Genomic DNA, 13816 nt, shown 5'->3' with positions numbered 1-13816 from the left:
GAATCTCTGGAGCCGAAGAAAAGGGGAGCGCGCCGCAAACGTGGCGGAACATGCGCCGTGGATGGCTCGGACGCCCGGCTCCCGAGTTTGATGGTCAGTCATCGCAGCATCGAAGACTGTCCCGATCGGCTTCTCGACTACTGAAGCGGGGCCGTTAACCGCCGATTAACCTTGCCGCAAGTATTACGATTCCGTGAATGAATTCGTGGCGGGAATCTCCTTCGTTAAGCTTCGCGTGCAAAGCGTCGACATCAATTACAAAACTGGACCGTCGCACATGCGCAAAATCGCTTTCGTCACCCAGAAGGGCGGCGCCGGCAAGAGCACGCTCGCCAGCAGCGTCGCCGTCGCCGCGCGCCAGGCTGGGGAACGCGTGTTCATCATCGATCTCGACCCGCTGCAAACCCTGGTCAATTGGTCGCGCGCGCGCGGCGCCGCGGACATCGCCGTCGAACACGTGCCGCCGTCGAAGCTGAGCAAGGCGCTTGCCGCGCTCGCCGCAAAGGGCGTGACGCTCGCCATTATTGATGCGCCGGGCCAGGAGGGCGACTATTTTTCGGCGGCCGTGCGCGCCGCGGATCTTTGCGTCATTCCGGCGCGTCCCAACGCCTTCGATCTCTGGGCGTCGGAAATCACGCGTATGCGCGTGAAGGAGAAAGGCAAGGATTACGCCTTTCTGCTCAACCAATGTCCGCCCGCGCAACAGAGCGCGCGCGTCGAACTCGGGGCCAAGGCGCTGCAGGCGATGGGCGGTCTTCTCGCGCCGCTCGTTTCGTCGCGCGTCGATTATCAGGAAGCGGCGCGGCTCGGGCGCGGGGTCGGCGAATATAACCCCGATGGCGTCGCGGCGGAGGAGATGCGGGAGCTTTGGGCCTCGATCAAGCGCAGATTGAAAAAATCGGCCAGCGCGGCCAAGACGGCGCCAGCGAAGCCGACGAAGGCGGTCAGGAACGCCGCCTGATCGTCAACTGAGCGAACCGCGCCGCGCAAGAGCAGGGCGCTAACCGATCTCCACGATTCGCGCGCTGTGGTGGATGACCTCCGCCTTGTCGCCGACGGACTTGCCCGTCAGCGCCTTTGCGAGCGGAGCGACATAGGGAATGAGCCCCTTCGTCGGATCGGCTTCGTCTTCGCCGACGAGCCGGAAACTGCGACGTTCGCCGTCCTCGAGTTCGACGACGACGCGATGGCCGAACCGCACATGCGAATGATCGGCGATCGCCCGGATGACTTCGGCGCTGGCGCGACGCGCCGACCAATAGCGCAGATCGCGTTGCGCCAGCGCGAGCGCGTGATTGTCTTCGCTCGCCGTCGCGCGTTCGATTTCCTTCTGCAGGCGCGCAAGCTCGGCTTCAATCTGTTCGAGGCCCTCGGGCGTGACCAGATTGCGATGCGGACTGACCGGCCGGTCAGGCAGGTCCTCGCGCGGATTGTCGTCGTTCTGTTCTTTCGTAAAAGCCGAACTCATGCGCTTTTGACCTTTGGTTCGCCGCGCCGATGCGGCGAGCGTCCTCAACAAAAATAATCGGCCCAAGCGGGCCGTCGTGGGCATTAGAGCCGAGACGAGCGCGCTTGTCGAGAAATTGACGCCGCAATGCGACGATTCGCGCGCGCTTACGAAGGCTTAGCTTGGCTGCTCAAAGACCGAGGTTTCTGCGTCGCGGTTGGCGGCAGGGGCGGTCGCGACACGGGCGGTCCTCGTCGTTTGCGCGACGATCCTGCCAACCTGCATCTTAGAGCGGAAGATGCAGGCCCATATCGATGACGACGCGTCCGCGAATCTTTCCTCCAACGATCGAGCGGGCCCGATCCAGCGCCGCGTCGAAGGAAATGATTTCGCTCATGGCGTCGATCGCGGAGGAATCGAGGTCCCGCGCAATTCGGGCCCATGCCGCCCGCCGCAGCCCGATGCGCGGGCGCACGCTTTCGACGCCGAGCAGCGAGACGCCGCGCAGAATGAAAGGCGCGACAGTCGCCGGAAGCTCCATGCCGGCGACATTGCCGCAGGCGGCGACGGCGCCATCGAAGCGCGTCTGCGCAAGAAGATTGGCGAGCGTGACGCCGCCGACAGTATCGACGCCGACGGCGAAGCGCTGCTTTTGCAGCGGCTTTCCTGGAGCGGACAATTCGTTGCGGCCGATGATTTCGGACGCGCCCAGGCGTTTGAGATAGGCGTCTTCGCTCGCATGTCCGGTGACGGCGGCCACGCGCCAGCCAGCCTTGGCGAGCAATGCGACGGCGAAAGAGCCGACGCCCCCCGTCGCGCCCGTCACCACCGCGAGCCCGTCCTCGGGCCGGGCGCCATGGCGCTCAAGCGCAAGCACGCAGAACATGGCGGTCAGTCCCGCGGTGCCAACCGCCATGGCGCGCGCCGGCGTCAGCGGCGGCGGCAGTTTCGCGAGCCAATCGCCCGACAGCCGCGCCTTTTCCGCAAAGCCTCCATAATGCGCTTCGCCCAGGCCGCACGCCGTCGCGACCACAATGTCGCCTGACGCAAATTCCGGATGCGTGGAGCGCGTGACGCGACCCGCGAGGTCGACGCCGGGGATCATCGGGAAGCGACGCACCACCGGTCCCTTGCCGGCGACGGCGAGACCGTCCTTGTAGTTGATCGCCGAGAAAGCGACGTCAACGTCGACATCGCCCTCCATCAGGTCGCGCTCGCGCATGATGACGTAATCGGCGTGTTGGCCGTCATTGTCCTTGTCGATGCGAATGGCTCTGAAGTCAGTCATATGGCCGCGCCTCCGCCGTTGGCAGCGCCAAACCAGCGCTTTTTCGCGGAGAAAAAAAGACAAAAAAAAGAAAACATGAGGCCGTCACGGCCGTAAAGCCCGAAATTCTGATTGATCAACTATGCAGAATTGGGCGGCGCCAATAGTGCATAATATTTCTTGATGCAGTCGCACTATTCTGTTAGTCAGTCAACAAGTAACGGCAGGGCGACGATTCTATGCATCAAAGCATTGATCAAGGGCGGCGGGGGCGGCGTCCGTCTCAACAGGAAGTGGTGAGCAATCCGATGAATCAAGCCAACAACATTGAACTCGCGGCTGACATCGTCTCCGCCTATGTGAGCAACAACTCCGTTCCCGCCGGAGAGTTGCCTGGGCTTATCAGCGAAGTCTACAGCGCCCTGTTGCGCGTTGGCGTGGGCTCCGCGGCGGCGCCCGCCGAGCCGCCGAAACCGGCGATTCCCGTCAAGCGTTCGGTGACCAATGATTACATCATCTGCCTTGAGGACGGGAAGAAGTTCAAGTCGCTGAAGCGCCATCTGCGCACGCAATATGGGCTGTCGCCCGAAGACTATCGCGAGAAGTGGGGCCTTCCGGCCGACTATCCGATGGTTGCGCCCAACTACGCCAAGGCGCGGTCTAATCTCGCCAAGCAGATGGGGCTCGGCCAGCAGCGCCGACGTCGCGGCAAATAAAGGGCGGCCAAACGGCCGCCTTCTCCAATTGACCTGAAAGCCGCGCGGCGCTGTCGCGCCAGGTCAGTGACGCCCCGACGGTTCAGGTCTCTTCGTCAGTTTCAATGTCGCCGTCGATCAATCCGGAGACATCGTCGTCGGACTCTTCCTCTTCGAGGAAGGTGTCGTCTTCGGCGTCGTCTCCCTCGATCTCCACATCATCTTCGGCATCGATCGATTCCGCCACGGCCTCCGTCTCCTCGACTTCTTCGAGCGACACCGTTTCAGGGTTCTCCTTTTCGAGTTCGCTCTCTTCTTCAGCTTGTTGCGCGCGCGCCGCCGCTCGCGTCAGCGCCACAATCTGATAAACCGCGCCGCATTTCGGACAGGCGATCGGGTCCTTGTTAAAGTCGTAAAACTTCGTCCCGCAGGACTGACATTGGCGTTTGGCGCCGAGTTCGGGTTTTGCCACGGTCGATTGGTCCTCGAGAAGCAGCGTGGCAACGCCCCGCCTGTATTGAGAGACTGTGTGGGCGCTCCGGTTAGTGGCGTCCCGCGTCGCTGTCAAATGGGAAATGCATTGTCTGCGCGCCCATTGCCAAGCGCCGCGCAGATTGGCATAGAATCACCCTCACGCGGGTGTAGCTCAATGGTAGAGCAGCAGCCTTCCAAGCTGAATACGAGGGTTCGATTCCCTTCACCCGCTCCAGCGCTTCCGATGAGCTTTCCCCAGCGCGAGCGATTGCGGCCCGCCTGTTCGTTTGCGTTCGGCCGCGCCTTGCCCAATGCGGCGGCCTCCTCCGGCCTCGGTATTCCCGTTCGCGCATCACCGGTTCGCTCCGTTTTTAGAGTCTCGCCAAACACGCGAATCGACCTTGGCGTTTACCAATTACGCATAGAGGCGCGCCGCGCAAAGCCGCCGCAACGTCGAGAAGCCACGCGCGCGAACGTCGCGCCGCCTCGTCCAAGCGTCCCAGAGAAGGACGCGGCGTTAAGCATTCTTGTATGTATGCGCCGCGTTCCTCATGTCGACGCAGCGGATGAGGCGCTCGAGGGTCGCTCAAATTCTACGGAACGCAACGCCAACTGAGATCGAACGCTGATTCGTGCCTGCTGCGTTCCCGATTGATCCCAAAGCTTAACCGCAAGCCGCCGAACTGCCTAATCTTGGCCGTTGACAGAAGCGCCGAAAAGAGTCCGCCGGCAGCCCCTTCGCCAAAAGCGCGCGCGACGCCATCGACGAGCCGTTCTCGCAACTTCTGGCGTTTCGATTTGGCCGCGCGTCCATATATTGTTGGAACAGAGCGTGACTCGGCGAGAGTCAGCGATTCGGGCGCGATTCGTTCCCAGGCTGTTCAGAAGGTAAAGTCGCGCCCTGCTCGAAGTTTCGATATGAAACGAAGGCGCGCCGCGGCGCGCGTCAGGCAGCAAAGAAAAACATGACAGTCGCGCCGACTTACCCGGCGAGCCGCGCCGCCCCCCGCGCAAGGCCGTTCGACAGGGGGGTGGCGGCGGTGCTCGGCCCCACCAACACCGGCAAGACGCATCACGCCATCGAGCGTATGTTGTCCTTTCCCTCCGGCGTCATTGGGCTGCCTCTGCGCCTGCTCGCTCGTGAGGTCTATAATCGTGTCGCCGAACGCGTCGGCGTGGACAATGTCGCGCTCGTCACCGGCGAGGAAAAGATTAAGCCCCGCGCGCCGCCCTATTGGGTCGCGACGGTTGAAGCGATGCCGCGCGACGTCCAGGCGGATTTCGTCGCGATCGACGAGATCCAGCTCGCCGCCGATCTCGACCGCGGCCACATTTTCGCCGACCGTCTACTCCACTGGCGCGGACGCCAGGAGACTCTCCTGATCGGCGCCGCGACGATGGCGCCGCTCGTTACAGAACTCTTTCCCGGCGCGCCGATCTTTACCCGCCCGAGGCTTTCAAAACTTTCCTTCGCCGGCGACAAGAAGATCTCCAGGCTGCCGCCGCGCAGCGCCATCGTCGCCTTTTCCGCCGAAGAGGTTTATGCGATCGCGGAACTGATCAAGCGCCAGCGCGGCGGGGCGGCCGTCGTGCTCGGCGTCCTGTCGCCGCGCACGCGCAACGCGCAGATCGAACTCTATCAGCGCGGCGACGTCGATTACATTGTCGCGACGGACGCCATCGGCATGGGGCTCAATCTCGACGTCGACCATGTCGCCTTCGCGTCCGATCGCAAGTTCGACGGATTGCGCCATCGCAGGCTGACGCCGGCGGAATTCGGGCAGATCGCCGGCAGAGCGGGGCGCCATATGAGCGACGGCTTTTTTGGCGCGACCGGCCGCTGCCCGCCCTTCGACGAGGAATTGATCGACGCTTTACAGGATCACCGCTTCGATCCGGTGAAGACGCTGCAATGGCGCAACAGCGCCCTCGATTTTTCTTCGATCGACGCGCTGATGCATTCTCTCGACCAGATCCCGGCGCATCCGGATCTGGTGCGCGCCCGGGTCGCAGACGATCAAAGGGCGCTTGAGGCCGCGAGCCGTGACGAGATCGCGCGGCGCAACGCCAAGACGACAGCCGATGTCGCGCGGCTCTGGGAAGCCTGCCAAATCCCCGATTACCGCAAGACTTCGCCTGCCGCGCACGCCGAGCTCGCGCTGGCGATATTCGCGTTCATCGCCCGGCGCGGCAAGATCCCCGAGGACTGGATGGCGCGGCAGATCGAAGCGGTGGACCGCATCGACGGCGACATCGCGACGCTGTCGAATCGACTCGCGCAAGTGCGTACCGCAAGTTTTATCGCCAACCGTTCCGGCTGGCTCGACGACTCTCAGCATTGGCAGAGCGTCGCGCGTCGGGTAGAGGACAGCATATCCGACGCGTTGCACGACAGACTGACGCAGCGTTTCGTCGACCGCCGCACCAGCGTGCTGGCGCGCCGCTTAAGAGAGAATGCAATGCTTGAAGCCGAAATCAACGCCGCCGGCGACGTTCTGGTCGAAGGCCAGCACGTCGGAAGCCTTCAGGGATTTCGCTTCACGCCGGATCCCGGCGCGGCGGGCGAAGCGGCCAAGACGTTGAACGCCGCGGCGCAGAAGGCGCTCGCTGGAGAATTCGAGGCGCGGGCGACCCGCGTGTTCGACGCGGTCGACGACGCCTTCGCGCTCGGCAATGACGGCCTGATTCGCTGGCTCGGCGAACCTGTGGGGAAAATCGCCTCCGGCGCCGGCGTGCTGACGCCGACGACGCGCGTGCTTGCCGACGAGCAGCTGACAGGACCGGCTCTGGAGAAGGTCAAGCAGCGCCTCGACCTCTGGCTCGCGCAACACGTCAAGAAGCTGCTCGGGCCGCTCGAGCAGCTGGAGAAGGGCGAAGGTTTGGAAGGGGTGACGCGCGGCGTCGCCTTCCAGCTCGCCGAAGAATTGGGCGTGCTCGACCGCGCGCGCGTCGCCAAGGACGTGAAGGCTTTCTCCCAGGAGGACCGCGCCGCGCTGCGCAAGCTCGGCGTGCGATTCGGGGCCTATCACATCTATGCGCCCGCGCTTCTCAAGCCGGCGCCGCGCGCGCTTTCGGCGCTGCTTTGGGCGCTGCATCACGGCGGTCTCGAGAACGTGAAGGGGCTTGAAGAAGTGCCGCATCTGGCGGCCTCGGGACGCACCTCCTTCGCCGCCGACGCATCGATCCCGAAAGGTTTTTATCGCGCCGCCGGTTTTCGAGTCTGCGGCGAGCGCGTCGTTCGCGTCGATATTCTCGAACGTCTCGCCGATCTCATTCGGCCGGCGATCGCCTACCGTCCGGGGCTCACCGCGGGCGAGCCGCCGCCCGGCGCGGCCGACGCCGACGGCTTCGTCGTCACCGTTGCGATGACCTCGCTCACGGGCTGTTCCGGCGAGGCTTTTTCTTCGATCCTGAAGTCGCTCGGCTATGCTTCGACGCAGCGTCCAGGGCCGGCCATTACCGTTGCGATTGTGCCGGCGGCGGCGATGGCGCCTGTGACGCCGAGGACCTCGACCAAGCCAGCGGAAGCCGCGAGCGAGGATATTCCGGCCGAAAGCGCCGCCGCCGAGGCGCCGGCCGCCGCGGAAGCGGACCCGGCTGTCGCGCTGCAACCGGCCGACACCCCGGAAGCGCCGGCAGAGGAGCTCGCGGCCGAAGGGCCGACGACAGAGGCGCCAACGTCCGTCGCTGTGGAAGCGGGCGCAGAGGCGCGCGAAGAAGAGGCGACAGCGGCCCAAGCGCAGGAAGAGCCCGCCTCGGAGGCTGCGCCGGCCAAAGCCGCGCCGACCGAGCCGGACTCCATCGAGATCTGGCGTCCGCAGCGCCACGTTCATTCCGCTCCGCGCCGCGAGGCCGGCGCGCATCGGCAAGCCCCCGGTCAGGGCGCTGAGGACAACAAGCAGCAGCGGCCGCCGCGCCGCGACCAGCGGCCCGGCAACGCTCCAGGCAAGGAGGGGCGTCCTTCCGGAAAGTCCCGCGTCGAGGGCCGTCCGCCGCGCGACGACGCCCGCCCCCGTCGCCCTGGAGGATTCGCCGCGCCGGAACGGCGCGAGCGCCAGCCCGATCCGGACTCGCCCTTCGCCAAGCTTGCGGCGCTCAAGGCCGAACTTGAGAAGAAGGGCAAATAGCGGCGCTTGCGCTTCTGCCCTCAGCTTCGCCATCGTATTGCCAATAGTGGGGCGGACAATTATTGCTGCCCGGGGGCGGGCGCGGCCGAGTGCGAGAGGGGCTTATGAAGAAGATATTGCCCGTTATTATGTGCGGCGGCTCGGGGACGCGGGTGTGGCCCGAGTCGCGCGAGACGCTTCCTAAGCAGTTCATTCCGCTCATTGGCGAGCGCTCCACCTTCCAGACGACGATGGCGATGCTGGCCGACCCGGCGTTCGAGACGCCGATCGTCATCTCTAATTTCGACTACCGCTTCCTCATCGCCGACCAACTGCGCGAGATCGGCGCGCAAGCCGAGGTCGTTCTCGAGCCGTCGCGCCGCGACTCGGGTCCGGCGGTCGCCGTCGCGGCGGGCCTCGCGGCGCGCCGCGCGCCGGACACAGTCGTCGTCGTGCTCGCCGCCGACCATGTCGTTCGCGACAGGGCGGGCCTCGTCGAGCTGTGCAAGCGGGCGGGAGTCGCGGCGGCCCAAGGCTATATCGTCACGCTGGGGGTCAAGCCCGACGGCCCCGCGACCGGCTACGGCTATCTACGCCCCGGCGCGCCGCTCGAGTCGTGTTGCGAGGTCTACAAGCTCGACGCTTTCGTCGAAAAGCCGGACCGCGCAACGGCGCAGGACTATGTCGACGCCGGCTATTTCTGGAACAGCGGCAACTTCATCTTTCGCGCCGACGTCATGCAGTCGGAGATTGCGCAATTCGAGCCCGGCATTTTCGCCGCCGCCGAAGCGGCGATCGAAGCGGCCCGCCAGGACCTCGGCTTCATGATTTTGAACGCCGAGGCCTTCGCGCATGCGCCAAAGAAATCGATCGACTACGCGGTGATGGAAAAGACCGAAAAAGCGGCGCTGATTCCGGCTGACATCGGCTGGTCCGACGTCGGCACCTGGCGCGCCGTTTGGGAATTGTCGGAGCGCGACGAAAACGGCAATTCGGTGCGCGGCCATGGCGTCGTCATGAACGCCCGCAACGTCCATGTGCGCTCCGAGGACACGCTGACCACCGTCGTCGGCGTCGACGACATCATCGTCGTGACGACGCAGGACGCCGTGCTGGTGCTCAGCCATGAGCATGGCGATCAGGTCAAACAGCTCGTCGAGCAGCTGCGCAGCGAAAACCGGCGCGAAGCGGGAGAGCACAAGCGCATTTTTCGGCCGTGGGGCTATTATCAAGGGATCGACGAAGGCCAGCGCTATCAGGTGAAACGCATCGTGGTGAAGCCGGGCCAACGCCTGTCGCTGCAGAAGCATTTCCACCGCGCCGAACATTGGATCGTCGTGCGCGGCACGGCGGAGGTCGGCCGCGACGAGGAAATCCATCTCGTCCACGAAAACGAATCGATTTACCTGCCGATCGGCAGCAAGCACCGCCTGACCAATCCCGGCAAGATCGATCTGGAGCTGATCGAAGTGCAGACCGGCTCCTATCTTGGCGAAGACGATATCGTCCGCTTCGAGGACGCCTATAATCGAGGGTAGTAGGCGCCCTCATGCTGAGGAGGCTCCGAAGGAGCCGTCTCGAAGCACGAGGGCGCCGACAGTTTCCTCGTCCTTCGAGACGCGCCTTCGGCGCTCCTCAGGATGAGGAAACCTTCGTCTACGGAACGGAATGTCGTCAACCATCGTCAAAATCTGCGGCCTTTCCTCACCCGAGACGCTTCTCGCGGCGATCGGAGCCGGCGCGGACATGGCGGGGTTTGTCTTCTTCGAGAAAAGCCCGCGCCATATCGACCTTGAGACCGCCCGCGCGCTCGGGCGCCTCGCCGGCGGGCGCGTCAGCAAAGTCGCGCTCACCGTCGACGCCGACGACGCCGCGCTTCAAGACCTCGTCGAGGCGCTCGCGCCCGACTATCTCCAGCTTCATGGAAATGAGACGCCGGCGCGGGTCGCCGAGGTGAAGGCGCGCTTCGGCCTGCCGGTCATCAAGGCGGCGGGCGTCGCGACGCCCGCCGATGTCGAGGCGGCGCGCGCCTATGAAGACATCGCCGACGTCATCCTGTTTGACGCCAAGCCCGCGCCGAACGCGGCGGTTCCCGGCGGCGCCGGCGTCGTTTTCGACTGGTCTCTGCTGCGCGGCGTCGCCGCGAAACACTGGATGCTCTCGGGAGGACTGACGCCCGAGAATGTGGCGGAAGCCATGCGCCTGACCGGCGCCCGCGCGGTGGACGTCTCTTCCGGCGTCGAGCGCGAACGCGGCGTCAAGGACGCGGCGAAGATTGCAGCCTTCCTGGCCGCCGCTCGGCTTTCATAGCGGCGTTTGACAGTTTAAGACTGCGCCGACGGATCGCCCCCTCCTGTCCCTCCCCCGCTCTGCGGGAGAGGGGACGCTAACGAGCCGCATTGCGGGAAACTCGATGACGCGCCGTATCTGACTCCCTCTCCCGCGCAGCGGGGGAGGGCTGGGGAGGGGGTAGCGACGCAGAGCGAGGACGCCCCCCGTGAACCAGCCGATTCCCAATTCCTTCCGCGCCGGCCCGGATGAAAACGGCCGCTTCGGCATTTTCGGCGGGCGTTTCGTCGCCGAAACATTGATGCCGCTCGTGCTCGATCTTGAAGAGGCGTACGAGAAGGCGAAGATCGATCCGGCCTTTCACGAGGAACTCACGAGCCTCCACAAGCACTATGTCGGGCGGCCCTCGCCGCTCTATTTCGCCGAGCGTATCACCGACTATGTGCGCGAGCGCGCGGGCGAGGGCAAAGGCGCCAAAGTCTATTTCAAGCGCGACGAGCTCAATCACACCGGCGCGCATAAGATCAACAATGTGCTCGGGCAGATTCTGCTGGCGCGGCGCATGGGCAAGAAGCGCATCATCGCCGAGACGGGCGCCGGCCAGCATGGCGTCGCCACCGCCACCGCCTGCGCGCGCTTCGGCCTCGACTGCGTCGTCTATATGGGCGCCGTCGACGTCGAGCGGCAGAAGCCCAACGTCTTCCGCATGAAGATGCTCGGCGCTGAAGTCATTCCCGTGCAATCGGGCGCCCGCACCTTGAAAGATGCGATGAACGAGGCGCTGCGCGACTGGGTGACGAATGTCGCCGACACTTTCTACTGCATCGGCACGGCGGCGGGGCCGCATCCCTATCCGGCGATGGTGCGCGACTTCCAGTCGATCATCGGCAATGAAACGCGCGTGCAGATGCAGGAAATGGAAGGACGCCTGCCCGATTCGCTCGTCGCCTGCATCGGCGGCGGCTCCAACGCCATCGGCCTGTTTCATCCGTTTCTCGACGACGCCAGCGTCGAGATTTACGGCGTCGAGGCGGCGGGACATGGCGTCGATGTGCCGAACGGCCATGCGGCGTCGCTCACCGGCGGGCGTCCAGGCGTGCTGCACGGCAACCGCACCTATTTGTTGATGGACGACGACGGCCAGATTCTCGAAGGCCATTCGATTTCGGCGGGACTGGATTACCCCGGCATCGGCCCCGAACATTCCTGGCTGCATGAAATCGGCCGCGTCAAATATCTGAACGCCACCGACAAGGAGGCGCTCAACGCCTTTCAGCTGTGCTCGAAGCTCGAGGGGATCATCCCGGCGCTCGAGCCCTCTCACGCGCTGGCGAAAGTGTTCGAACTCGCGGCGCAGAAGCCGCGCGATCATCTGATGGTGATGAATATGTGCGGCCGCGGCGACAAGGATATTTTCACCGTCGCCGAGCATCTCGGCGGGATGTGAAGGGGGCGGGAACCCTCTCCCGCAAGCGGGAGAAGGGAAGGCGCCTCAGCAGCATGAGGGCAATTCAAGGCTCATCTGCCGTTCGCCACGCACTTTTGCGCGATCTCGTTGAGCCTTCGTCTGCGCTCGATCTCATCCGTTACGCCGGCGAGCGCCTTGCTGCGGATCGTCTCCCGCGCCGTGCACTGGCAGGCGTCGTGGCAGATTTTTCCCTCTCCGCCGTCCTCCATGCAGCGCGCTTCGCATGAGGCGACGAATTCCGTCGCGTCGACCGCGGGCGGAATGAGATAGGCGAGGCCCATAAGGAGCGCGAAGAGCGCCGGCTGATGCGCAAGATAGATGAGCAGGCTGTGCCGGCCGAGGAAGGGCAACCACGTCCTCTCGCCGCTTGTGGGACGAGGATTAGCGCCCGCCCTCTTCCCGTAAACGGGGAGAGCGAGTTTTCCCGCGGCGACGCCAAGAAGCAGCGCGCCGGCCCAGGGAAAGAGCGGACGCCAGTCCTGGGTCATCGGTTCGCTGGTCGAAAGCCCGATCCATTGCAGCCAATCGGCATTGAAGGCGGACGACGCGAAGAACGCCCCGCCGAGAAGGAAAAAGGCGCCGCAAGCGAACGCGACTGACCATGGCGCGAAAAGCAACGGCGCGGCGATGAGACTGGCGACCGCGATGCAATGCAGAATGCCGAAGAACACAAAAGCGTTGGGAAAGAGCGCATAGGTGCCGGCCGTCACCAGCGCCGCCGCCGCCCCGATGAGCGCGAAGCGGCGCCAGAAGGCCGGCCAGCGCATTGAATCGCGATTCGCCAGGACCAGCGCGACGCCGGCGATGAACAGGAAGGCGAAGGCGATCGAATGGCCGAAGATCCTGACGGGCGCCGACCAGGGGAGATTGGCCGGCGCGTAGCCGAAATGCGCGAGATCCCAGATGACGTGAAAAACGACCATCGCCAGGACGGCGATCCCGCGCGCCGCGTCGAGCGCCCACCATCGGCCCTGACTCATCGGCGCGCGGACGCCGGCGGCGCGCCCTGGAATTTGCCAAACACCATGTCGGGCGCCGAAAGATTGTGGCGCGACGGCAAATGGCGGCCGACCCACACTTCTGTCGCGCTGGCGCCAGGGAAGCGAATGACGGGCGCTTCCTCCCAACTCTTCCCGCGCTTGCTGCGCCAAGCGACGATTGCGGCGTCGCTCATCGTCTCCATGGCGTACATCGAACGCAGCGCCGCGAAGGGCAATCCATTGGGCATCGCCTGACTGAAGGAGACGTCGAGCGTTAAGCGGTCCTGGTCGACGCTTTTGATCGAGAGGCGGCCTTCGCCGCCACGCTGGAATTTGAGGACGAAGCTGCGGGTTTCCGGCTCGAAGACGATTTCCTGGAGATCGACGATGGGCCGCTCCTGAGTTTCGACGGGACCGACGAGAAAGGACGAGCCGTAGGCCGTCCAGCGCATATCTTCGAAGGGCAGCGGCCGCGCCCGCCAATAGCCGTCGGGCGGATAGAGCACCATGATCTCCTCTGCGCGCTCGCGGTACCACATCCACAGCTGGATAAGATGGAAGCCTCTCTCGACCGAATCGCCGATGCGGATCGGCACGTCGTTAGGCCGCCAAAAGGAGGGAAAGGTGTAACCCGTCAGCCAGAATTCCGGCGTCTCCCAAAAGGTCTTGCGACGCGCCTGCGAAAACGCCTTGGGATCCACCCTGAGGTCGCAGCTCGACCAGTCGGGCGCCCAGCGGTCCGAGGCGATGGTGTTGATGTAGGAGGGATGGACCGCCTGGATTTGCAGGCTGCGCAAGCGCGGGGAGATGAAGTCGAGTTCGATATTGTCCTTCTCGGCGCAGAGTTCCGGCGCCGAATTGTTTTCGACGCGAACTTGCAACTCTTCGGCCGCTTCCGGAGCCTCCGCCAAGGCTGAGCCGGCGAAGGCCAAGCCCCCAGCCCCCAAGCCGCCGGCTCCCAAAAGAAAGCGGCGGCGATCGAATGTCGTCAAGCGGAGATTCCCTGTTGCTTTTGAACTCCTTATCGCGCGCAAAGGAAGCGCGCGGCAAGCGTCGCGATGCACTAACGGGGCGCAAAAGGCGAAATCAA

The 13816-nt window shown here is 64.5% G+C and carries 11 protein-coding genes and 1 tRNA gene; 7 read left to right on the top strand and 5 right to left on the bottom strand.

All coding sequences use genetic code 11. The features are described 5' to 3' along the window. Positions 1-193: 193 nt before the first annotated feature. Positions 194-961 carry an AAA family ATPase gene (locus tag ACR65T_RS03970; protein WP_434495269.1) on the top strand — a complete coding sequence of 256 codons (768 nt, stop codon included), beginning with the start codon at positions 194-196 and terminating at the stop codon, positions 959-961. Positions 962-1000: 39 nt separating this feature from the next. Here the strand turns inward: ACR65T_RS03970 and greA are convergent, their stop codons facing one another. Together greA and acuI are read right to left on the bottom strand one after the other, a co-directional pair. Then, complete coding sequence (gene greA, locus ACR65T_RS03965) at positions 1001-1468, bottom strand: transcription elongation factor GreA (RefSeq protein WP_434495268.1); 468 nt, start codon at positions 1466-1468, stop codon at positions 1001-1003. A gap of 265 nt (positions 1469-1733) precedes the next feature. Further along, the gene (gene acuI / locus ACR65T_RS03960) at positions 1734-2735 is read right to left on the bottom strand and encodes an acrylyl-CoA reductase (NADPH) (protein WP_434495267.1); all 1002 of its coding nucleotides are present in this window, start codon (positions 2733-2735) and stop codon (positions 1734-1736) included. A gap of 287 nt (positions 2736-3022) precedes the next feature. On the opposite strand from acuI, the gene ACR65T_RS03955 reads away from it, so the two are divergent. Next, the gene (locus ACR65T_RS03955; RefSeq protein ID WP_196400156.1) at positions 3023-3430 is read left to right on the top strand and encodes a MucR family transcriptional regulator; all 408 of its coding nucleotides are present in this window, start codon (positions 3023-3025) and stop codon (positions 3428-3430) included. Between the two features lie 82 nt (positions 3431-3512). On the opposite strand, the gene ACR65T_RS03950 is transcribed toward ACR65T_RS03955, so the two are convergent. Beyond that, positions 3513-3881, bottom strand: a complete 369-nt coding sequence (locus tag ACR65T_RS03950) for a TIGR02300 family protein (RefSeq protein ID WP_434495266.1) — start codon at positions 3879-3881, stop codon at positions 3513-3515. A gap of 163 nt (positions 3882-4044) precedes the next feature. Between ACR65T_RS03950 and ACR65T_RS03945 the strand changes: the two genes are divergently transcribed. The 5 genes from ACR65T_RS03945 to trpB all read left to right on the top strand — a co-directional run bounded on the left by ACR65T_RS03945 (position 4045) and on the right by trpB (position 11725). Then, positions 4045-4118 (top strand) — tRNA-Gly (locus ACR65T_RS03945). A gap of 730 nt (positions 4119-4848) precedes the next feature. Then, the gene (locus ACR65T_RS03940; protein ID WP_434495265.1) at positions 4849-8010 is read left to right on the top strand and encodes a helicase-related protein; all 3162 of its coding nucleotides are present in this window, start codon (positions 4849-4851) and stop codon (positions 8008-8010) included. Between the two features lie 104 nt (positions 8011-8114). Then, positions 8115-9527, top strand: coding sequence for a mannose-1-phosphate guanylyltransferase/mannose-6-phosphate isomerase (locus ACR65T_RS03935; RefSeq protein ID WP_434495264.1), 1413 nt, complete (start codon positions 8115-8117; stop codon positions 9525-9527). Positions 9528-9657: 130 nt separating this feature from the next. After that, positions 9658-10299: a phosphoribosylanthranilate isomerase gene (locus ACR65T_RS03930; RefSeq protein WP_434495263.1), complete on the top strand. Its 642-nt coding sequence runs from the start codon at positions 9658-9660 to the stop codon at positions 10297-10299. A gap of 187 nt (positions 10300-10486) precedes the next feature. Next, the gene (gene trpB / locus ACR65T_RS03925) at positions 10487-11725 is read left to right on the top strand and encodes a tryptophan synthase subunit beta (RefSeq protein ID WP_434495262.1); all 1239 of its coding nucleotides are present in this window, start codon (positions 10487-10489) and stop codon (positions 11723-11725) included. Between the two features lie 71 nt (positions 11726-11796). Here trpB and ACR65T_RS03920 read toward each other — a convergent pair whose 3' ends face one another. Both ACR65T_RS03920 and ACR65T_RS03915 read right to left on the bottom strand, forming a co-directional pair. Next, positions 11797-12726, bottom strand: coding sequence for a DUF1624 domain-containing protein (locus tag ACR65T_RS03920; protein WP_434495261.1), 930 nt, complete (start codon positions 12724-12726; stop codon positions 11797-11799). Beyond that, positions 12723-13718, bottom strand: a complete 996-nt coding sequence (locus tag ACR65T_RS03915; RefSeq protein ID WP_434495260.1) for a hypothetical protein — start codon at positions 13716-13718, stop codon at positions 12723-12725. Before ACR65T_RS03915 ends, ACR65T_RS03920 begins: the two co-directional genes overlap by 4 nt. Positions 13719-13816 lie beyond the last annotated feature (98 nt).

It is taken from the genome of Methylocystis sp. (genome assembly GCF_051061285.1).
Lineage (GTDB): Bacteria > Pseudomonadota > Alphaproteobacteria > Rhizobiales > Beijerinckiaceae > Methylocystis.
This window is presented reverse-complemented; position numbering and strand designations above follow the sequence as displayed.

Excerpts from the sequence above, each read along its gene's own strand:
- ACR65T_RS03940 (WP_434495265.1), top strand. The coding sequence starts at position 4,849 with ATGACAGTCGCGCCGACTTACCCGGCGAGCCGCGCCGCCCCCCGCGCA.
- greA (WP_434495268.1), bottom strand. The coding sequence starts at position 1,468 with ATGAGTTCGGCTTTTACGAAAGAACAGAACGACGACAATCCGCGCGAG.
- ACR65T_RS03930 (WP_434495263.1), top strand. The coding sequence starts at position 9,658 with ATGTCGTCAACCATCGTCAAAATCTGCGGCCTTTCCTCACCCGAGACG.
- ACR65T_RS03920 (WP_434495261.1), bottom strand. The coding sequence starts at position 12,726 with ATGAGTCAGGGCCGATGGTGGGCGCTCGACGCGGCGCGCGGGATCGCC.
- ACR65T_RS03955 (WP_196400156.1), top strand. The coding sequence starts at position 3,023 with ATGAATCAAGCCAACAACATTGAACTCGCGGCTGACATCGTCTCCGCC.
- ACR65T_RS03935 (WP_434495264.1), top strand. The coding sequence starts at position 8,115 with ATGAAGAAGATATTGCCCGTTATTATGTGCGGCGGCTCGGGGACGCGG.
- acuI (WP_434495267.1), bottom strand. The coding sequence starts at position 2,735 with ATGACTGACTTCAGAGCCATTCGCATCGACAAGGACAATGACGGCCAA.